Raw genomic sequence first — 17,614 nt, 5'->3', positions numbered from 1 at the left:
GGAAACCGGGCGAGTGCAAGCCCGGCAATGAGGAAAGACCAGAAATGGATAGTCATGTGAATGCGCCGCCGACAGCTCGGAGCGGCTTCATTACCAGAAGCAGGGCGGCGGTTTCCCTGCTCTTTCTCATGAACGGCTTCGTCGTCGGCTGCTGGGCGCCGAAGATCCCGGATTTTGCCGAGCGTCTGGCGCTCTCCAAGTTCGAGCTTGGGCTGATGATCCTCGTCTTCGGCGTCGGCTCGCTGGTCATGATGCCGATCGCCGGGGCGCAGATCGCCAGACATGGTTCGCGCGTCGTCGCCCGGGTAACGGCCGTCTGCGTGCTGCCGCTGCTGCTGGCCTTGACGCTGGCGCCGAATGTGATCACCGGCGCAATCTCGCTCTTCCTGTTCGGCGGCTTCATCGGCGCAATGGACGTGGCGATGAACGCCAATGCGGTGTCCGTCGAAAAATCGATGCGCCGCGCCATCATGTCGTCCTGCCACGCCTTCTGGAGCCTTGGTGGCCTGATCGGCTCAGGCCTCGGCGGCATCGTGATTTCCAAGCTCGGCATTCTTGGCCATGCGCAGTTGGCGACGGTGCTCGCGGCGATCTTCGTGGCCGTCGCCTGGCCGATGGTCCTTGCCGATCCGCCGCATCCCGATGCCAGGAAGGAAAAGACGAAGCTGCCGATGGTGCCGCTGCCCTGGCTGCTCGGATTGATGGCTCTGTTCTCGATGGTGCCGGAAGGTGCGGTTCTGGATTGGGGCGCGCTCTATCTCCGTCAGGAAATGGATGCGTCGGTCGCGCTTTCCGGTCTTGGTTTTGCGGCCTTTTCGGCGACCATGGCGATCATGCGTTTTGCCGGCGACCTGGTGCGCGACCGTCTCGGCGGCGTCAAGACGCTGCGCATCTGCACGCTGTTTGCCATCGCCGGCATGCTGCTCGCGAGTCTTGCGCCAGATGCCGAAATCGCCATCCTGGGCTTTGCGCTCTGCGGCATCGGCATTTCCAATATGGTGCCGATCGCCTTCTCGGCTGCCGGCAATATTCCGGGACTCAAGCCGGGCATCGGTATCTCGGTGGTAACGACTATGGGTTATTCGGGCATGCTGGTCGCGCCGTCCGTGATCGGCTTCGTTGCCGAACATATCGGCTTTGCAGTCGTCTTCATGGCGCTGCCGGTGCTGCTGCTGTTCGTTCTGCTGTTCTCCAAGCTGGCCCATTATGCCGATGGCACTTCCGGCGGCGGCCACTAGAACCGGATGATTTTAGGTCGGGACGGCCTAAAATCTGAATCCTGTTCTCCATTCAAAAGTCAGAGCGTGATGTAATGAGAAAACCGCTCTCACTTTTCGCCATCATGCTCTGAGCCGCCTCCAAACAAAAGTGATATGCGAGGCGGTTGACAAGCAGCCGGGCTTGATCCACCTGAAAGGCACCATTTCAAGGGATGCAAGAGCTTTTTATGTTGTCAGCCGCCGATTTTGATCCGAAACCGCGCCGCGCTTCCGTCGCCGTCGATGTCGGCGGTGTCATCGTCGGCGGCGGGGCGCCGGTCGTCGTGCAATCGATGACGAACACCGATACGGCCGATATCGATTCGACCGTCGCTCAGGTCGCCGCTCTCCACCGGGCGGGCTCCGAGCTGGTGCGCATCACTGTCGATCGTGACGAGAGCGCGGCCGCCGTGCCGAAGATCCGCGAGCGGCTGCTGCGGCTCGGCATGGACGTGCCATTGATCGGCGATTTCCACTATATCGGCCACAAACTGCTTGCCGATCACCCCGATTGTGCCGCAGCGCTGGCGAAATACCGCATCAATCCCGGCAATGTCGGCTTCAAGGACAAGAAGGACAAGCAGTTCGCCGAGATCATCGAGATGGCGATCCGCTACGACAAGCCGGTGCGCATCGGCGTCAACTGGGGCTCGCTCGATCAGGATCTCCTGACGGCACTGATGGACGAGAATGCGGCAGCCGGTTCGCCGCTTTCGGCCCGGCAGGTGACGCGCGAGGCGATCGTGCAATCGGCGCTGCTTTCGGCAGCGCTGGCCGAAGAGATCGGCTTGCCCCGTAACCGCATCATCCTGTCGGCCAAGGTCAGCCAGGTCCAGGACCTGATCGCCGTCAATTCCATGCTCGCCGAGCGTTCCAATCACGCCCTGCATCTCGGCCTGACTGAAGCCGGCATGGGCACCAAGGGCATCGTCGCCTCCTCGGCCGCAATGGGCTTCGTGCTGCAGCACGGCATCGGCGACACGATCCGCGTGTCGCTGACGCCGGAGCCGAACGGCGACCGCACACGCGAAGTCCAGGTGGCGCAGGAAATCCTGCAGGTCATGGGCTTCCGCCAGTTCATCCCCGTCGTCGCCGCCTGTCCCGGCTGCGGACGCACGACGTCGACGGTGTTCCAGGAACTGGCCCAGAACATCCAGAACGACATCCGCAAGAACATGCCGATCTGGCGCGAGAAATATCCCGGCGTCGAGGCGTTGAACGTCGCCGTCATGGGCTGCATCGTCAACGGGCCCGGCGAAAGCAAACATGCCGATATCGGCATTTCGCTTCCCGGCACCGGCGAGACGCCGGCGGCCCCCGTCTTCATCGATGGCCGGAAGGCGCTGACGCTGCGCGGTCCGAATATCGCTGCCGACTTCGAGGCGCTTGTGGTTGACTATATCGAGAAGCGTTTCGGCCAGCGGACGGCGGCGGAATGAGCCGGTACTGGTCGCCCATCGTCAGCAGGCTTCAGCCCTATGTGGCCGGGGAGCAACCCCGTATCGCCGATCTGATCAAGCTCAACACCAACGAGAATCCTTATGGACCGTCTCCCGCGGCGCTCGAGGCGATCGGCCAGGCAGCGGACGATCGTCTGCGGCTTTATCCCGATCCGGCCGCGACGGAATTGCGCGAGACGATTGCGGCCCGTCACGGGTTGACGGCGGATGAAATCTTCGTCGGCAACGGCTCGGATGAGGTCCTCGCCCATGCGTTTCAGGCGCTGCTGAAACACGACTTGCCGCTTCTCTATCCCGATGTGAGCTATAGCTTCTATCCGACATATAGCCTGCTATACGACGTCGACGCGATCGAGATTCCCGTCGATGATCAGTTCCAGATCCGGCTGGCGGATTACGACAGGCCGTGCGGTGCGATCATCATTCCCAATCCGAATGCGCCGACCGGCATCGGCCTGCCGCTTGCCGACATAGAGGCGCTTGTCGCCGCCCATCCGGATGCGGTCGTGGTGATCGACGAAGCCTATGTCGATTTCGGCGGTGACAGCGCCATCCCGCTTATTTCCAAATATCCCAACCTGCTCGTCGTTCAGACCCTGTCGAAATCCCGCTCCTTTGCCGGCCTGCGCGTCGGCTTCGCGCTGGGGCAGCGGGAACTGATCGAGGCGCTAGTGCGCGTCAAGGACAGCTTCAATTCCTATCCGCTCGATCGCCTGGCGCAGGTCGCGGCGACGGCGGCGATCAAGGACGAGGCATGGTTCGAGACATGCCGCAAAAAACTCATCGCCAGCCGGGACGGTCTCATCAGGGAACTCGAAGCGCTGGATTTCGAGGTGCTGCCGTCTCAGGCGAATTTCGTTTTCGCAAGGCATGAAAGCCGGTCGGGCGCTGCGCTTCAAGCGGCTCTGCGGGAGCGTCGCGTTCTCGTCCGGCATTTCGCCAAGCCGCGTATTTCGGATTTCCTGCGCATCAGCATCGGCACCGACGTGGAATGCGCTCGTCTGGTTTCCGCTCTCAAGGAAATACTGGCGGCCTGAGTTATGGTTCAGTTCTTCCGGTCGGCGATGAAATGCGCCGCGGCAATCAGGGTCGAGGCGCGGGCGCCGTAGGGGGCAAGCAACGCCTCGGCATCGTGGACATGCCGGCGGAGCTCGGTCTCGGCCCATTCCATGCCGTGCAGCGCCACGAGCGTTCCCTTGCCGCGGGCGGCATCCTTGCCGGTCGCCTTGCCCATGGTGGCGGCATCGGAGGTCAGGTCGAGAATGTCGTCGGCGAGCTGAAAGGCAAGGCCGATCTTTTCGCCGAAGGCGCGCAGACGGCGGCGGTCTTCCGGCGGGCTTGCCGCGATGAGGGCGCCGGCTTCGCAGGCGAAGCGGATCAGCGCTCCGGTTTTCATCGCCTGCAGGCGGATGATACCCGCCTCGTCTGGAGCCTGCTTTTCCGCCGCGAGATCGAGCGCCTGGCCGCCGGCCATGCCGCCGAGACCGGCAGCGCGGGCAAGCGCCAGCACCAGCGCTGCCTTGTTCGTATCGGCAAGCGCCGTTTCCGGCGCTGCAATGATGTCGAAGGCGTAGGTCAGCAGGCTATCGCCGGCGAGGATCGCGGTGGCTTCATCGAACTTGATGTGGACAGTCGGCTTGCCGCGGCGCAGATCATCGTCGTCCATGGCCGGCAGATCGTCATGCACGAGCGAATAACAGTGGACGCATTCGAGAGCGGCGCCGACGCGGCGTGCGGCCTCGGCATCGCCGCCGAGAAGGGCGGCACTTTCGACGACCAGGAACGGGCGCAGGCGCTTGCCGCCGTTCAGCACGGCATAATGAATGGCGCTGCGCAGCGTCTCGGGCCTGGCGATCTCGTCGGAGAGAGCGTTCGGCAAAAGCAATGCGTCGAGCAACGCCTCGATCTCGCCGGCGTTGTTCTTCAGCCTCGTCTCGAAAGTGTCCCTATTCGCATCCATTGGCGCTGTTTGGCATGAGCGCCCCCGGGCTTGCAACGGAATTGTCGATGGCGCAGCAAGATTCGCCGCGTGCTCTGGCATAAGCGGCCTACAGGCGTTATGAGAACGACAGGAGCGAAAACGGGCTGGGGACATTGGATATAGCGCCGGAGAGAGAGGACATCGCCGACATGCCGGTCCATCGGCAATGGTTCGGAGACCGGCGTGTGCTGAAACGCATCGTGCTTGCCGTGCTGGCGCTGGTGATCCTTCCCTATGCGCTGATCTTTTTTTATCTGCTGCCGTTCATTCACCCGGTCTCGACGCTGATGCTGCGCGATCTCGTGCTGTTGCGCGGTTATGACCGCAGATGGGTGTCGATTGACGAGATCGCCCCGGTTCTGGTGCAGTCGGTGATGATGTCCGAAGACGGGCAATATTGTTTTCACGGCGGCGTCGACTGGGCGGAAATGCGCATGCTGGTCGAAGATACGCTGAAAGGCCAGGCAACGCGCGGCGGCAGCACCATCCCGATGCAGACGGCGAAGAACCTCTTTCTCTGGAACAGCCGCTCCTTCGTGCGCAAGGCGATGGAGCTTCCGCTGGCCGTCTCCACGGATTTCGTTCTGTCGAAACGGCGGCTGATGGAAATCTATCTCAACATAGCCGAATGGGGTCCGGGCATTTATGGCATCGAGGCAGCGGCCCAGCATCATTTCAAGGTGCCGGCTTCGAAGCTGACGCGGCGCCAGGCATCGCTGCTTGCGGTCTCGCTGCCGAACCCGATCGACCGCAACGCCGGCAAACCCGGCCGCGGCCTTCGCCGGCTTGCCGGCGTGATCGAGAGACGCGCCCAGGGTTCCGGCGATTACATCAAGTGCATCTATGATTGAGATCAGAACTTGTCGTTGGTAGCCTCAAGCGTCACCTGACATTCTTGGTTCTGCCATATGGGCGGTGCAGTCCAATCAGAACCCTTGAGTCGCCCATGACCGTTACGATGTTTTCTCCCGAGCTTCTCCTCTATTCGAAGACGCACAATCCGAACCCGCCCACCCATCTCGGCAGCCGCTATCGCAAGGTCGGCGGCTTTCTGCCGGAGGCCGGCAACACCATCGTCTGTCATACCGAGAAAGGCTCGCGGACGCAGACGGTGCTGATCGAGGCGCGTGACAAATATCTGGCGATGCCGGAGGCCCGGCAGTTCCTCTTCACGCCGATATCAAGCCTCCACATGACGCTTTTCGAAGGGACCATCGAGACCAGGCGCCGGCAGGATTGCTGGCCGGTCGATCTGCCGCTCGAGACGCCGATCGACGACATGACCGAACTGATGGCGGCGCGGCTCGAAGGTTTCTCGATGGCGGCCCCCTTCAAGGTCGCCGTCGTCGGAGCTCGCCCGTCGGGCCTGCTGGTCGACGGAGCGACGGAGAACGACCGCAAGGTGATGCGCGCCTGGCGCGACGCCTTTGCCGATCTTCTCGGCTATCGCCAGCCCAATCATGAAGACTACAGGTTCCACATGACCTTCTCCTATCCGATCGAGCGGCTGGAGGACGAAGCCTTGCCGCGCTGGCAGGCAATGCTCGACGAGGTGGCCGAGGATGTCCGACGCAAGGCTCCTGTTTTCGAGCTGATGCCGCCGGCATTCTGCGTGTTCGAGGACATGAACCATTTCCACGAATTGCTGATCTTCGATTTCGACGCCTGAACGGGAGATGCCCATGGACAGACCGACGCTCTATATCGCCAACAAGAACTATTCCTCCTGGTCGTTCCGGCCGTGGATGGCGCTGACGGGCGTCGGCATCGATTTCGAGGAGGTTCTGATCCCCTTCGACGACGCCGGCGGCAATCCCAATATCAAGGCCGTATCTCCGACCGGGCGCGTGCCGCTTCTACGGCATGGCGTACTGAAGATCTGGGAATCGCTGGCGATCATCGAATATGCCGCCGAGCTTTATCCGGACGCCGGTCTTCTGCCTGCGGATCGCGCCCAGCGGGCGCTCGCCCGTTCGGTTTCGATGGAAATGCTCTCAAGCTTCCGGGCTCTGCGGAGCGCCTGCCCGATGAATATCCGCCGGCCGAAAGCCAGGATCGCATTGCCGGATGGGGTCGATGCCGATATCCGCCGCATCGAGGCGATCTGGCGGGATCTCCTGCAGCAATCCGGCGGGCCGTTTCTCTTCGGCGCGTTCGGGGCCGCGGATGCGATGTTTGCGCCGGTTGTCAACCGCTTCGAGATCTATGACCTCGTCAACCGAAGCGATACGCTCGCCTATATGCAGACCATCAAGGCGCATCCGGCCTGGCGGAAATGGGAAGAGGCGGCGCGCGCCGAGCCTTGGATAGTGCCGGAAGACGAAGTCTGAACGGCGAATCGTCGGCGTGTCAAAAAATCTGCATGGGGACTGGTCAAGGCCTCCCCTTGCATGTATAAGCGCGCAAAATTTCCGAAATCGCGACATGTCCGTTTCGGCCGCCAGTCTGGCCGTGGGGATGTTTTGCCCGCAAGTGGAGTAAGAGAAATGGCTGTACCGAAGAGAAAAACAAGCCCGTCCAAGCGCGGTATGCGCCGTTCGGCTGACGCGCTGAAGGCTCCGACCTATGTCGAAGACAAGAATTCCGGCGAACTGCGCCGTCCGCATCATATCGACCTGAAGACCGGCATGTATCGCGGCCGTCAGGTTCTGACGCCGAAGGAAAGCGCATAATTTCCGATTCGGCTTGTCCGATCGACTAATTTCAAGGCCGGCGTCACGCCGGCCTTTTTATATTCGGCGATATAATATTTGCGGCGACTTGCCGTGGGGCAACGGTTTGCGGCAGTATTCCTTCAGCCGCCAAGGAGATTGCCGATGATAGCCGCAATGCCGCTGATGATTATCCCGTTTATTCTCTACAATCTGGCGATGCTCGGCCTGATGGGCGATGGCGGTATTCCGGCACTGCAGCACGATGTCATCGTATTGTCGATGATATCAGGCGCGATCTGGAGCATGGCGCTCGGCGACCTTTTCATCGTCATAGCGCTTGTCGTGCTGTTTTTCGAAATCCTGAAGGCAACCAGAACCGGCCCGGGCAACCTCATCAACCACATCTTGTCGATGCTGGTATTCATCGCCTTCCTAGTCGAGTTTCTGCTCGTCCGGGATGCTGCGACGCAGGTCTTCTTCATTTTGATGACGATCGCTCTGATCGATGTGATCGGCGGGTTTGCCGTCTCGATCCGAAGCGCCGGGCGGGATGTCTCGATCGGATTATAGGTTGTCGAGCTTGTTCTGAAGGGCGCGGAGCTGTTCCTTCAGCTCATCGATATCCTTGGCTTCGGCCTTGCGGCTTTCCTTGGGAGGCGGCGTCATGAAGGGCGAGAACATCTGCATCGCCTGCTGAAACAGCTCGGTATTGCGCCGCACCTGATCTTCGACCATCTGCATCGGCAGCTGCAGGTTCTTGCCGAGCGGTGTTTCGCCGAAGGCGCGGTTCACCTGCTCGCGCATTTGCGACTGCTGTTCGGTGAAGGCGCGCATCGAATGTTCGAGGAAGCTCGGCACGACCATCTGCATCTGGTCGCCGTAATAGGTTATGAGCTGGCGCAGGAAGGAGATCGGGAGAAGCGTGTTGCCGGTCTTCGATTCCTGTTCGAAGATGATCTGGGTCAGCACCGAATGGGTGATGTCATCTCCGCTTTTTGCATCCTGGACGGTAAATTCTTCGCCCTTCTTCACCATCTCCGCCAGGTCTTCCAGCGTGACGTAGGTGCTGGTGCCCGTATTGTATAGCCGGCGATTGGCGTATTTCTTGATGACTATCTGACCCTCATGTTTCGCCATATCAGTCTCCTGGACCCCCGTCTGAATTATGGATATTCCTCCACTTCAGACTGTAGACGTAAAAGAAGGCCGGTGACAATCTCTTTGTGCGATGCGGCAAACCTTTCACAGAGCAGATGAAATCGGGCTTTCGCGGCGACCGCCGAAAAATGACGGCGGCCGGTCTTCGCGTTTGACTTGCGCTCCAAGCTTTGCCAGTTTCGTCTTATGTAAGTGAGACGAAAACGAGGAGCGTCACCATGAGCAATTCATCTATCGTCATCGCCAGCGCAGGTCGAACGGCCGTTGGCTCGTTCAACGGCGCTTTCGCATCAGTCCCTGCGCATGAACTCGGCGCGGCCGTCATCAAGGGTGCGCTCGCGCGCGCCGGCGTCGATGCCGGCGAAGTGGATGAGGTGATCCTCGGCCAGGTGCTCGCTGCCGGCGAGGGCCAGAACCCCGCCCGCCAGGCGGCGATGAAGGCCGGAATTCCGAAGGAGGCGACGGCTTGGGGCGTCAATCAACTCTGCGGGTCCGGTCTGCGCGCCGTCGCACTCGGCATGCAGCAGATCGCCACCGGCGACGCCAAGATCATCGTTGCCGGCGGCCAGGAATCCATGTCGATGGCGCCGCATGCCATGCACTTGCGCGGTGGCGTCAAGATGGGCGACGCGAAGATGGTCGACACGATGATGAAGGATGGTCTGACCGACGCTTTCCACGGCTACCTCATGGGCGTCACCGCCGAGAATATCGCGCGTCAGTGGCAGCTTTCGCGCGAGGAGCAGGATCAGTTCGCCGTCGCCTCGCAGAACAAGGCGGAGGCGGCGCAGAAGGCCGGCCGCTTTGCCGACGAGATCATCCCCTATGTCATCCAGACCCGTAAGGGCGACGTGACGGTCGATGCCGACGAATATATCCGCCACGGCGCCACGCTGGAGGCAATGGGCAAGCTGCGCCCGGCCTTCGACAAAGAGGGCACGGTTACGGCCGCGAATGCCTCCGGCATCAACGACGGTGCGGCTGCAGCGGTGCTGATGAGCGAAGCTGAAGCGGTCCGGCGCGGCATCCAGCCGCTCGCCCGCATCGTTTCCTGGGCAACGGCGGGCGTCGATCCTTCCATCATGGGCACCGGCCCGATTCCGGCGTCCCGCAAGGCGCTCGAAAAGGCCGGCTGGTCGGTCGGCGATCTCGATCTCGTCGAAGCCAACGAGGCTTTCGCGGCGCAGGCCTGCGCCGTCACCAAGGATCTCGGCTGGGATCCTGCCATCGTCAACGTCAATGGCGGGGCGATCGCGATCGGCCATCCGATCGGCGCTTCCGGCGCGCGCGTTCTCAACACGCTGTTGTTCGAAATGAAGCGCCGCGGCGCCAAGAAGGGGCTGGCGACGCTTTGCATCGGCGGCGGCATGGGTGTCGCCATGTGCTTCGAAGCACTTTAAACAGCATACGATCCGTCATTGATTGAAAATCCCGCCACGGCGGGGCGAAAACAAAAAGGGAGCGGAGCATGAGCAGAGTGGCTTTGGTCACCGGGGGTACACGCGGCATCGGCGCGGCGATATCCGCGGCGCTGAAAAACGCCGGATACAGGGTTGCCGCCAATTATGCCGGCAACGACGAAAAAGCCAAAGCCTTCCACGAGGCCACCGGGGTTCCGGTGTTCAAATGGGACGTTTCGGATTACGCGGCCTGCGGCGAGGGGATCGCCAGGATCGAAAGCGAGATCGGGCCGGTCGACGTGCTCGTCAACAATGCCGGCATCACCCGCGACGCGATGTTCCACAAGATGACGCCGCAGCAATGGCAGGAGGTGATCAATACCAACCTCACCGGCCTGTTCAATATGACGCATCAGGTCTGGACCGGCATGCGCGACCGCAGCTTCGGCCGCATCGTCAATATCTCGTCGATCAACGGCCAGAAGGGACAGATGGGTCAGGCGAATTATTCGGCAGCCAAAGCCGGCGATCTCGGCTTCACCAAGGCGCTGGCCCAGGAAGGGGCGGCCAAGAACATCACCGTCAACGCCATATGCCCCGGTTACATCGGGACCGAGATGGTGCTCGCCGTGCCGGAGAAGGTGCTGAACGAACGCATCATTCCGCAGATTCCCGTCGGCCGCCTCGGCGAACCCGAGGAGATCGCGCGCTGCGTGACCTTCCTCGCCTCCGACGATGCCGGCTTCATCACCGGTTCGACGCTGACGGCCAATGGCGGGCAGTTCTTCGTCTAACCTACCTCGAAAATCGGAATCGATTTGAAAGCGATAGCGTGTCCTGCCGGATGCGCTATCGCTTTTTGTATGGATGCTCTCCTGAAGAGGTTCAGGAGTGGTCGCCGGCGTTCGGGGGATGCCGTCGGGGAGCCTTGGCCGGTACGCGCTGCAGCGAGCGATCCTCGCCGCGAAGAGCTGAGATCGCGGCTGCCAGGAGAGCCGAGGCGATGAGAATGGCGACGGCGGAATTCAGGAAAATCCGACCCATGGAAACGTTCCTTTCAAATGCGCCGGGCGGCTTGGCCTACCCACTGCGCTCATGAAGGAAATATGCCCCTGCCTGACGGAGTCGGTAGGTTCGGCTTTCGCGACCGATCGTCAACACCGTGTTGACAGGCGCGCAAAGAAAAACGGGCGCCGAAACGCCCGTTGGGAAGTCCGAAATGCTTTTGCCGGTCAGTAGCGGCAACGGGCCTCGTAGCGGCGGCCGTAGCGGTCGCGATAGACGCAGTAGCCGCGGCGTTCCACCGACTGGCCGATGAGAGCACCGGTGAGACCGCCGGCAACGGCGCCGACGGCGGCACCACCCCAGCTGTTGGTGACGGCACCGCCGATGACCGCACCGGTGCCGGCGCCGATCGCCGTGCCCTGCTCGGTCGCTGTGCAGGATGCCAGGGCGCCGACGAGGGCACCAATAAGAACAATCTTCTTCATCATGTCGTAACTCCCCAGGTTTGTTGGCCTTTAGATGCGGCCCATGAGTACAAGGATAATGATAATCACGAGAACTAGCCCCAAACCGCCAGAAGGTCCATAGCCCCAGCCACGGCTATAACCCCAATTCGGCAAGGCTCCGATCAAGAGCAGAATGAGGATAACAAGAAGTATCGTGCCAAGCATGGTGTGTTTCCTTCATTTCATCGGCAATTTGAATGGACGAGAAACACGCATTGGCGATTTTTGTTCCCGGTTACGCCAGGAAATGTGACGCCTCCTGACCCACGACCCAGCGGAAACCTGCCCGTATGGTTAAAAAGATCTTTAAATACAATATGTTGCGGTGAACAAAGCAAGAAGGTCCCGATGTCGCCGATTCGTCAGCGATTCGTTCCGTTTTTGATCGGGCGCCATCGATCTTAACGGCATCTGAATCCGGCTTTCGAAAGATTAACGCCGATGGGGCAAGGCGGAGCAGGGAGGCCGGTAGGCGATCCGCATCTAGCGCATGGACGGAATGTCGCCACCAGATGTGGCCGTGAACGAAACGCGAAACCGACAGGGTCGGCGATTCGTCGCCGATTCGTTCCGGCTTTGGTCGACAGGTTAATTTCGGGCGCAATTTACGATTGTTCGCCGCCGGACGGAGTCGTTGTTCGTGGCGACGAAAATGCGAGGGGCAGGGAGTACGGTGATTCAGCATCTAGTGGAAAAAAGTGATTCAAAATCAATACTTAGCCGTGAACAAAAGCTGAATCAGCAGGAGTCAGCGATTCGTCGCTGATTCGTTCTCACGCTGTTCCGATTCGCGGATCCGGGCGCCGCGCCTGACTCGCAAAGGTCGTAATCGCCGAAGCATTTTGAAATCTGCCCTTGCGTTTGCGGCGGCGGCTGTCCATGTGTTCTCTGGCTTCCCTCGCGGAGGCACTCTTTTCCCGGGGGCTGCCTGCCTCATTTGCATGGACCATGACTCTGACTTCGCAGCCGATGATTCTGAGCGGACGCGGTGTGACCGCGGTGCTCGGGCCGACCAATACCGGTAAGACCCATTATGCCATCGAGCGCATGGTCGCGCACGGGACCGGCGTGATCGGCCTGCCGCTCCGGCTGCTGGCGCGCGAGGTCTATACGCGGGTGGTGGAGAAGGTCGGCGCGCAGAATGTGGCGCTGGTCACCGGCGAGGAAAAGATTTCGCCGCCCAATGCCCGATTTTCTGTCTGCACCGTCGAGGCGATGCCGCGCGAGACCAAGGCCGCCTTCGTCGCGATCGACGAGGTGCAACTCGCCGGCGATCTCGAGCGAGGCCATATCTTTACCGACCGGATCCTGCATCTTCGCGGCCGCGAGGAAACGCTGCTGCTTGGTGCTGCGACGATGCAGCCGATCCTGCAGCAGCTCCTGCCCGGCATCACGATCGTCGAGCGGCCGCGGCTTTCGCATCTTTTCTATGCCGGGCAGAAGAAGATCACCCGGCTGCCGCAGCGCTCGGCCATCGTCGCCTTCTCGGCCGACGAGGTCTATGCCATCGCCGAGCTTATCCGCCGGCAGCGCGGCGGCGCGGCTGTGGTGCTCGGCGCGCTCAGCCCGCGCACCCGCAATGCGCAGGTGGCGCTTTATCAGGCTGGCGATGTCGAATATCTGGTGGCGACCGATGCGATCGGCATGGGTCTCAACCTCGATGTCGATCACGTCGCCTTCGCCCAGGACCGGAAATTCGACGGCTACCAGTTCCGCAATCTCAATCCGGGAGAACTCGGCCAGATTGCCGGGCGCGCCGGGCGGCACGTGCGCGACGGTACCTTCGGCGTCACCGGGCAGGTCTCACCCTTCGACGAGGAGCTGGTGCAGCGCATCGAGGGGCACGAATTCGACAACGTCAAAGTTTTGCAGTGGCGCACGACCGAGATGGACTTCTCCTCGATTCAATCCTTGCGGATAAGCCTCGAGGCGGGGCCGCGCGTGCCGGGGTTGACGCGGGCGCTGCCTGCGGTCGACCAGCAGGCGCTGGAACAGCTTTCGCGTTATCCCGAGGTCATCGACCTTGCCGACAGGCCGGCCCGCGTCGAAAAACTGTGGGAGGCTTGCGCGCTTCCCGACTATCGGCGTATCACCCCGGCACAACATGCCGATCTTATCTCGACCCTCTTTTCCGATCTCGTCCGCTATGGCACGGTAAATGAGCAATTTCTTGCGGAGCAGGTTCATCGCTCCGATCGGACAGATGGGGAAATTGACACGCTTTCGGCGCGAATCGCGCAGATAAGAACCTGGACCTATGTTTCGAATCGGCCTGGTTGGCTTGCCGATCCGACACACTGGCAGGAAAAGACGCGGGAAATCGAAGATCGATTGTCCGACGCGTTACATGAAAGGTTGACGAAACGCTTTGTTGATCGCAGGACATCTGTGCTCATGAAGCGCCTGAGAGAGAATGCGATGCTGGAAGCTGAAATCAGTGTGAATGGCGATGTCTTCGTTGAAGGACATCATGTAGGGCAATTGAGCGGATTCCGTTTCACGCCGGTGGCGGGAACGGACGGACCGGATGCCAAGGCGGTTCAGGCTGCGTCGCAAAAAGCGCTTGCGCTCGAATTCGAGGCCCGTGCGGCGCGAATCCACGCCGCCGGCAACAGCGACCTGGCAATCGGCTCGGACGGGTTGATCCGTTGGATCGGCGACCCGGTGGCGCGGCTTTCGGGCAGCGAGCACGTCATGCGTCCGCGCGTGATTCTGCTGGCTGACGAACAGTTGACGGGCAATGCCCGCGATCATGTCGCCGCCCGTGTCGAGCGCTTCGTCAATCATCATATCAGCACGGTGCTGAAGCCGCTCGACGATCTGTCGCGCGCCGAGGACCTGCAGGGTCTGGCCAAGGGGCTGGCCTTCCAGCTCGTCGAGAATCTCGGCGTGCTGTTCCGCCGCGACGTGACCGAGGAGGTCAAATCGCTCGACCAGGAGGCGCGCGCCTCGATGCGCCGCTACGGCGTGCGTTTCGGCGCCTACCATATCTTCGTCCCGGCACTTCTGAAGCCGGCGCCGGCCGAGCTCATCACGCTGCTCTGGGCGCTGAAGAACGACGGTCTGGACAAGCCGGGCTACGGCGATCTCATTCCGGTGCTTGCCGCCGGCCGCACCTCCGTCGTCACCGATCCGAGTTTCGAGCGGATGTTCTACAAGCTCGCCGGCTTCCGCTTCCTCGGCAAGCGCGCCGTGCGCATCGACATCCTCGAACGGCTTGCCGATATCATACGGCCGCTGCTGCAGTGGAAGCCAGGTCAGGCAAACCGCCCGGAGGGCGCCTATGACGGCCGCCGCTTCACGACGACGACGGCGATGCTGTCGATCCTCGGCGCCACGCTCGAGGACATGGAAGAAATCCTCAAGGGTCTCGGCTATCGCGCCGATGCGGTGAAGGCGGAAGAAGCATCGGCACATCTTGCAACGCAGGATGCGGCCTCGGGGCCGACTGCCACCGCGGAAACGCCTGCCGACGAGACGGCCGAAAAGGCCGATCACGACGATGCCGACGGCGCGGCGGAAGAGACGGCTGCCGAGCCCTCCGCAACCGAGGCGGCTTCGGTTGATGTCGACACGCCGGTGGCGACCGAAACCGCCGCTCCTGATCAAGCGATCGAGGCATCCGCTCCGGATGACGCTTCCGCTCCCACGGAGACGGCATCGACGCCTGAGGCATCCGCTTCCGGGGAAGCCGGCGAGCCGGCGGAACCGAAGCCGGTTCTTCTGTGGCGTCTCGGCGGCCGCAACGACAATCAGCGCCAGGCGCGCGGTGGGCACGGCGATCGCCGTGGCGGCCAGGGCCAGGAACGCGGTCAGAACCAGGACCGCGGCGAGCGCAATCGCCGGCCGGGCGGCGGTGAAGGCGGCGAAGGTAATCGCGGCGGGGAAGGGCGCGACAACAATCGTCACAACCGCGGCAAGGACGGCGGCGGCCGCGATGGCGGGCGGCCGCAGCAGACAAGAAGCGACCGCAACAACCAGCCACGGGGCGACCAGCCGCGCGGCGACCGGCAGGATCGCAAGGATCGCGGCGAGCGAAATGACCGCAACGATCGCAACAACAACCGCGGCGGTTCGCAGCCGCTGCGCTTCGAGGCCAAGCCGCCGCGCAAGGAGAAGCCGATCGATCCGGATTCACCCTTCGCCAAGCTCGCGGCTCTCAAGGAGCAGATGAAGAAGTAATCATGAGCGGGGAGACACAGCCGACAAGCGGTTCGCGCCAGCGCATCGACAAATGGCTGTTCTTCGCGCGCATGGTGAAGTCGCGCTCATTGGCGCAGAGCCATATCCAGTCGGGCCATGTGCGCATCAACGGCGAGCGTTGCAATCATCCGAGCCAGATGGTCAAGCCGGGCGACCGGATCGAGCTGACGCTGGAGCGGCGCGATGTCGTTCTCATCATGCGCCTGGCCGGCGAGCGGCGCGGCCCCTACGAGGAGGCCCGCCTGCTCTACGAGGACCTGTCGCCGCCGCCCGATGAGGCAAAACGCCTCACCCCCTACGAGCAGGCGATCCGGGCGACCGGCGCCGGCCGTCCGACCAAAAAGGAACGACGCGCAATCGATAGGCTGATGTCGGACGAGGATTAGAAAACTCTGCCCGCGGCGGCGGCTTTTGCAGATCGTTTGTCCTTGAAATCCGGCGTTAAAGCCGATACGTCACTGACAACCTGCCGGAAGCGTGCTTGCCTCCCAAGCCTGCCCACGCTTTTCCTCCGGCACAGGGATAGGCGCGACGTTCCAGGTTGCCCGGCCCCCATCCGCATGGAATCCTGGAGTTCTTCATGACCTATGTCGTGACCGACAATTGCATCAAGTGCAAATACACCGACTGCGTGGAAGTCTGCCCTGTCGACTGCTTCTATGAGGGCGAGAACTTCCTCGTCATCCATCCTGACGAATGCATCGATTGCGGCGTCTGCGAGCCGGAATGTCCCGCCGAGGCGATCAAGCCCGATACCGAACCGGGCCTCGACAAATGGCTGAAGATCAATACCGAATATGCCACCATCTGGCCGAATATCACGGTCAAGAAGGACCCTTTGCCCGAGGCGAAGGAAATGGACGGCGAGACCGGAAAGTTCGAGAAATATTTCTCCGAGAAACCCGGTTCCGGCGACTGAGGCGGTGCCTGAATTCGGTTGCCGGATTTGGGCGGCTGCGGGGCAAAACGGTTTAAAAGCTGCGTGAGGCATATGGGTGACATGTGTTGCCCGCATGACTCAAGTGAAGCAAATTATTGATTTCCTCATATTTTTATGATAGGTTTTGCATACTGTTCCATTTGTGGCATGACGCATGCCCAAAACCATCACGAAAGCAAAACAAATCCGTACGCGGTTTCCGTGACATATCAACGCTTTGAGCGCCGGGTCCCAAGATCGTGCGCAAGAAGTTCTTTGCTTTTGACCGATGGGACCAGAGTGAAGTCACCCGACGGATACTACCGTCTCACCCGGGCCTGACTGACCCGGCTCCGGCCGCCGCCGGAAGCGTAACAGGGAGTTTTTGAATAGAATGACGACTCAGCAGAAAAAGCCTTCCACAGCTCGCCATGGCTTCAAGACCGGTGAATCGATCGTCTACCCCGCTCACGGCGTCGGTACCATCACCGCAATCGAAGAGCAAGAAGTTGCCGGCATGAAGCTTGAACTTTTCGTTATCGATTTCGAAAAGGACAAGATGCGTCTGAAGGTTCCGGTCGCCAAGGCGATGAGCATCGGCATGCGCAAGCTTTCGGAAACGGATTTCGTCGAGCGTGCATTGAAGGTCGTGCAGGGCAAGGCGCGCGTCAAGCGCACCATGTGGTCCCGCCGCGCTCAGGAATATGATGCCAAGATCAATTCCGGCGACCTGATTTCGATCGCTGAAGTCGTGCGTGATCTCTATCGTGCCGAGAACCAGCCCGAGCAGTCCTATTCCGAGCGCCAGCTTTATGAGGCTGCGCTCGACCGCATGGCGCGCGAGATCGCCGCCGTCAACAAGATGTCGGAAACCGAAGCCGTTCGCCTCGTCGAGACCAATCTCAACAAGGGTCCGAAGCGCGGCAAGGCGATCGAAGAAGACGATTCGCAGGACGAAGCCGCCTAAGGCGCTTCAGTTTTTTCCCGATCAAAAAACCCGGCGCAAGCCGGGTTTTTTTATTGGAACTTTTTCCCGACTGCCGCGTTTAACACACGTAACTGCGGACTG

General features: G+C 61.3%; 19 protein-coding genes. 14 read left to right on the top strand and 5 right to left on the bottom strand.

The window, feature by feature from the left end:
- Positions 1–44: 44 nt before the first annotated feature.
- From AMK05_RS21770 to hisC, 3 genes are all read left to right on the top strand, one after another.
- Positions 45–1,238, top strand: coding sequence for an MFS transporter (locus AMK05_RS21770; RefSeq protein ID WP_064841111.1), 1,194 nt, complete (start codon positions 45–47; stop codon positions 1,236–1,238).
- Between the two features lie 209 nt (positions 1,239–1,447).
- Positions 1,448–2,698 (top strand): flavodoxin-dependent (E)-4-hydroxy-3-methylbut-2-enyl-diphosphate synthase, encoded by a 1,251-nt coding sequence (gene ispG / locus AMK05_RS21765; protein ID WP_064841110.1) that lies wholly within the window; start codon positions 1,448–1,450, stop codon positions 2,696–2,698.
- Complete coding sequence (gene hisC, locus AMK05_RS21760; protein WP_064841109.1) at positions 2,695–3,756, top strand: histidinol-phosphate transaminase; 1,062 nt, start codon at positions 2,695–2,697, stop codon at positions 3,754–3,756. Before ispG ends, hisC begins: the two co-directional genes overlap by 4 nt.
- Before the next feature lie 8 nt (positions 3,757–3,764).
- On the opposite strand, the gene AMK05_RS21755 is transcribed toward hisC, so the two are convergent.
- Positions 3,765–4,679, bottom strand: coding sequence for a polyprenyl synthetase family protein (locus AMK05_RS21755; RefSeq protein WP_064841108.1), 915 nt, complete (start codon positions 4,677–4,679; stop codon positions 3,765–3,767).
- Between the two features lie 134 nt (positions 4,680–4,813).
- Here AMK05_RS21755 and mtgA point away from each other — a divergent pair, with 134 nt between their 5' ends.
- The 5 genes from mtgA to AMK05_RS21730 all read left to right on the top strand — a co-directional run bounded on the left by mtgA (position 4,814) and on the right by AMK05_RS21730 (position 7,924).
- Positions 4,814–5,551 carry a monofunctional biosynthetic peptidoglycan transglycosylase gene (mtgA, locus tag AMK05_RS21750; RefSeq protein ID WP_064841107.1) on the top strand — a complete coding sequence of 246 codons (738 nt, stop codon included), beginning with the start codon at positions 4,814–4,816 and terminating at the stop codon, positions 5,549–5,551.
- 95 nt (positions 5,552–5,646) lie between these two features.
- The gene (locus AMK05_RS21745) at positions 5,647–6,369 is read left to right on the top strand and encodes a DUF1868 domain-containing protein (RefSeq protein ID WP_064841106.1); all 723 of its coding nucleotides are present in this window, start codon (positions 5,647–5,649) and stop codon (positions 6,367–6,369) included.
- Positions 6,370–6,382: 13 nt separating this feature from the next.
- On the top strand, positions 6,383–7,030 hold the full coding sequence (locus AMK05_RS21740; protein ID WP_064841105.1) for a glutathione S-transferase family protein: 648 nt from the start codon (positions 6,383–6,385) through the stop codon (positions 7,028–7,030).
- Positions 7,031–7,186: 156 nt separating this feature from the next.
- Positions 7,187–7,372 carry a 50S ribosomal protein L32 gene (gene rpmF, locus AMK05_RS21735; protein WP_003543812.1) on the top strand — a complete coding sequence of 62 codons (186 nt, stop codon included), beginning with the start codon at positions 7,187–7,189 and terminating at the stop codon, positions 7,370–7,372.
- Positions 7,373–7,516: 144 nt separating this feature from the next.
- Positions 7,517–7,924, top strand: a complete 408-nt coding sequence (locus tag AMK05_RS21730; protein ID WP_064841104.1) for a hypothetical protein — start codon at positions 7,517–7,519, stop codon at positions 7,922–7,924.
- Here AMK05_RS21730 and phaR read toward each other — a convergent pair.
- Positions 7,919–8,491, bottom strand: coding sequence for a polyhydroxyalkanoate synthesis repressor PhaR (phaR, locus tag AMK05_RS21725; protein WP_064841103.1), 573 nt, complete (start codon positions 8,489–8,491; stop codon positions 7,919–7,921). The genes AMK05_RS21730 and phaR overlap by 6 nt on opposite strands.
- A gap of 239 nt (positions 8,492–8,730) precedes the next feature.
- Here phaR and AMK05_RS21720 point away from each other — a divergent pair, with 239 nt between their 5' ends.
- Positions 8,731–9,912 (top strand): acetyl-CoA C-acetyltransferase, encoded by a 1,182-nt coding sequence (locus tag AMK05_RS21720; protein WP_064841101.1) that lies wholly within the window; start codon positions 8,731–8,733, stop codon positions 9,910–9,912.
- A 68-nt stretch (positions 9,913–9,980) separates the two neighbouring features.
- On the top strand, positions 9,981–10,706 hold the full coding sequence (locus AMK05_RS21715; RefSeq protein ID WP_064841099.1) for a beta-ketoacyl-ACP reductase: 726 nt from the start codon (positions 9,981–9,983) through the stop codon (positions 10,704–10,706).
- Positions 10,707–10,797: 91 nt separating this feature from the next.
- Here the strand turns inward: AMK05_RS21715 and AMK05_RS35310 are convergent, their stop codons facing one another.
- From AMK05_RS35310 to AMK05_RS21705, 3 genes are all read right to left on the bottom strand, one after another.
- Positions 10,798–10,956 (bottom strand): hypothetical protein, encoded by a 159-nt coding sequence (locus tag AMK05_RS35310; protein ID WP_171899815.1) that lies wholly within the window; start codon positions 10,954–10,956, stop codon positions 10,798–10,800.
- A 188-nt stretch (positions 10,957–11,144) separates the two neighbouring features.
- Positions 11,145–11,405: a YMGG-like glycine zipper-containing protein gene (locus AMK05_RS21710; RefSeq protein ID WP_003543792.1), complete on the bottom strand. Its 261-nt coding sequence runs from the start codon at positions 11,403–11,405 to the stop codon at positions 11,145–11,147.
- Positions 11,406–11,432: 27 nt separating this feature from the next.
- Positions 11,433–11,588 (bottom strand): DUF3309 family protein, encoded by a 156-nt coding sequence (locus AMK05_RS21705; protein WP_003543790.1) that lies wholly within the window; start codon positions 11,586–11,588, stop codon positions 11,433–11,435.
- A 783-nt stretch (positions 11,589–12,371) separates the two neighbouring features.
- Between AMK05_RS21705 and AMK05_RS21700 the strand changes: the two genes are divergently transcribed.
- From AMK05_RS21700 to AMK05_RS21685, 4 genes are all read left to right on the top strand, one after another.
- Entirely contained in the window at positions 12,372–15,605 is a 3,234-nt protein-coding gene (locus AMK05_RS21700; RefSeq protein ID WP_064841484.1) for a helicase-related protein, read from the top strand.
- 2 nt (positions 15,606–15,607) lie between these two features.
- On the top strand, positions 15,608–16,012 hold the full coding sequence (locus AMK05_RS21695) for an RNA-binding S4 domain-containing protein (RefSeq protein WP_064841098.1): 405 nt from the start codon (positions 15,608–15,610) through the stop codon (positions 16,010–16,012).
- Between the two features lie 194 nt (positions 16,013–16,206).
- Complete coding sequence (gene fdxA / locus AMK05_RS21690) at positions 16,207–16,545, top strand: ferredoxin FdxA (protein ID WP_003567552.1); 339 nt, start codon at positions 16,207–16,209, stop codon at positions 16,543–16,545.
- A 394-nt stretch (positions 16,546–16,939) separates the two neighbouring features.
- Positions 16,940–17,512 carry a CarD family transcriptional regulator gene (locus AMK05_RS21685; RefSeq protein ID WP_003543775.1) on the top strand — a complete coding sequence of 191 codons (573 nt, stop codon included), beginning with the start codon at positions 16,940–16,942 and terminating at the stop codon, positions 17,510–17,512.
- Positions 17,513–17,614 lie beyond the last annotated feature (102 nt).

The sequence above is a fragment of the Rhizobium sp. N324 genome (assembly GCF_001664485.1).
Taxonomy (GTDB): Bacteria; Pseudomonadota; Alphaproteobacteria; order Rhizobiales; family Rhizobiaceae; genus Rhizobium.
The sequence above is the reverse complement of the archived record's forward strand: the minus strand, read 5'-3'. Positions and strand labels throughout refer to the sequence as shown.

Excerpts from the sequence above, each read along its gene's own strand:
- AMK05_RS21770 (WP_064841111.1), top strand. The coding sequence starts at position 45 with ATGGATAGTCATGTGAATGCGCCGCCGACAGCTCGGAGCGGCTTCATT.
- ispG (WP_064841110.1), top strand. The coding sequence starts at position 1,448 with ATGTTGTCAGCCGCCGATTTTGATCCGAAACCGCGCCGCGCTTCCGTC.
- hisC (WP_064841109.1), top strand. The coding sequence starts at position 2,695 with ATGAGCCGGTACTGGTCGCCCATCGTCAGCAGGCTTCAGCCCTATGTG.
- AMK05_RS21755 (WP_064841108.1), bottom strand. The coding sequence starts at position 4,679 with ATGGATGCGAATAGGGACACTTTCGAGACGAGGCTGAAGAACAACGCC.
- AMK05_RS21745 (WP_064841106.1), top strand. The coding sequence starts at position 5,647 with ATGACCGTTACGATGTTTTCTCCCGAGCTTCTCCTCTATTCGAAGACG.
- AMK05_RS21740 (WP_064841105.1), top strand. The coding sequence starts at position 6,383 with ATGGACAGACCGACGCTCTATATCGCCAACAAGAACTATTCCTCCTGG.
- rpmF (WP_003543812.1), top strand. The coding sequence starts at position 7,187 with ATGGCTGTACCGAAGAGAAAAACAAGCCCGTCCAAGCGCGGTATGCGC.
- AMK05_RS21730 (WP_064841104.1), top strand. The coding sequence starts at position 7,517 with ATGATAGCCGCAATGCCGCTGATGATTATCCCGTTTATTCTCTACAAT.
- phaR (WP_064841103.1), bottom strand. The coding sequence starts at position 8,491 with ATGGCGAAACATGAGGGTCAGATAGTCATCAAGAAATACGCCAATCGC.
- AMK05_RS21720 (WP_064841101.1), top strand. The coding sequence starts at position 8,731 with ATGAGCAATTCATCTATCGTCATCGCCAGCGCAGGTCGAACGGCCGTT.
- AMK05_RS21715 (WP_064841099.1), top strand. The coding sequence starts at position 9,981 with ATGAGCAGAGTGGCTTTGGTCACCGGGGGTACACGCGGCATCGGCGCG.
- AMK05_RS35310 (WP_171899815.1), bottom strand. The coding sequence starts at position 10,956 with ATGGGTCGGATTTTCCTGAATTCCGCCGTCGCCATTCTCATCGCCTCG.
- AMK05_RS21710 (WP_003543792.1), bottom strand. The coding sequence starts at position 11,405 with ATGATGAAGAAGATTGTTCTTATTGGTGCCCTCGTCGGCGCCCTGGCA.
- AMK05_RS21705 (WP_003543790.1), bottom strand. The coding sequence starts at position 11,588 with ATGCTTGGCACGATACTTCTTGTTATCCTCATTCTGCTCTTGATCGGA.
- AMK05_RS21700 (WP_064841484.1), top strand. The coding sequence starts at position 12,372 with ATGACTCTGACTTCGCAGCCGATGATTCTGAGCGGACGCGGTGTGACC.
- AMK05_RS21695 (WP_064841098.1), top strand. The coding sequence starts at position 15,608 with ATGAGCGGGGAGACACAGCCGACAAGCGGTTCGCGCCAGCGCATCGAC.
- fdxA (WP_003567552.1), top strand. The coding sequence starts at position 16,207 with ATGACCTATGTCGTGACCGACAATTGCATCAAGTGCAAATACACCGAC.
- AMK05_RS21685 (WP_003543775.1), top strand. The coding sequence starts at position 16,940 with ATGACGACTCAGCAGAAAAAGCCTTCCACAGCTCGCCATGGCTTCAAG.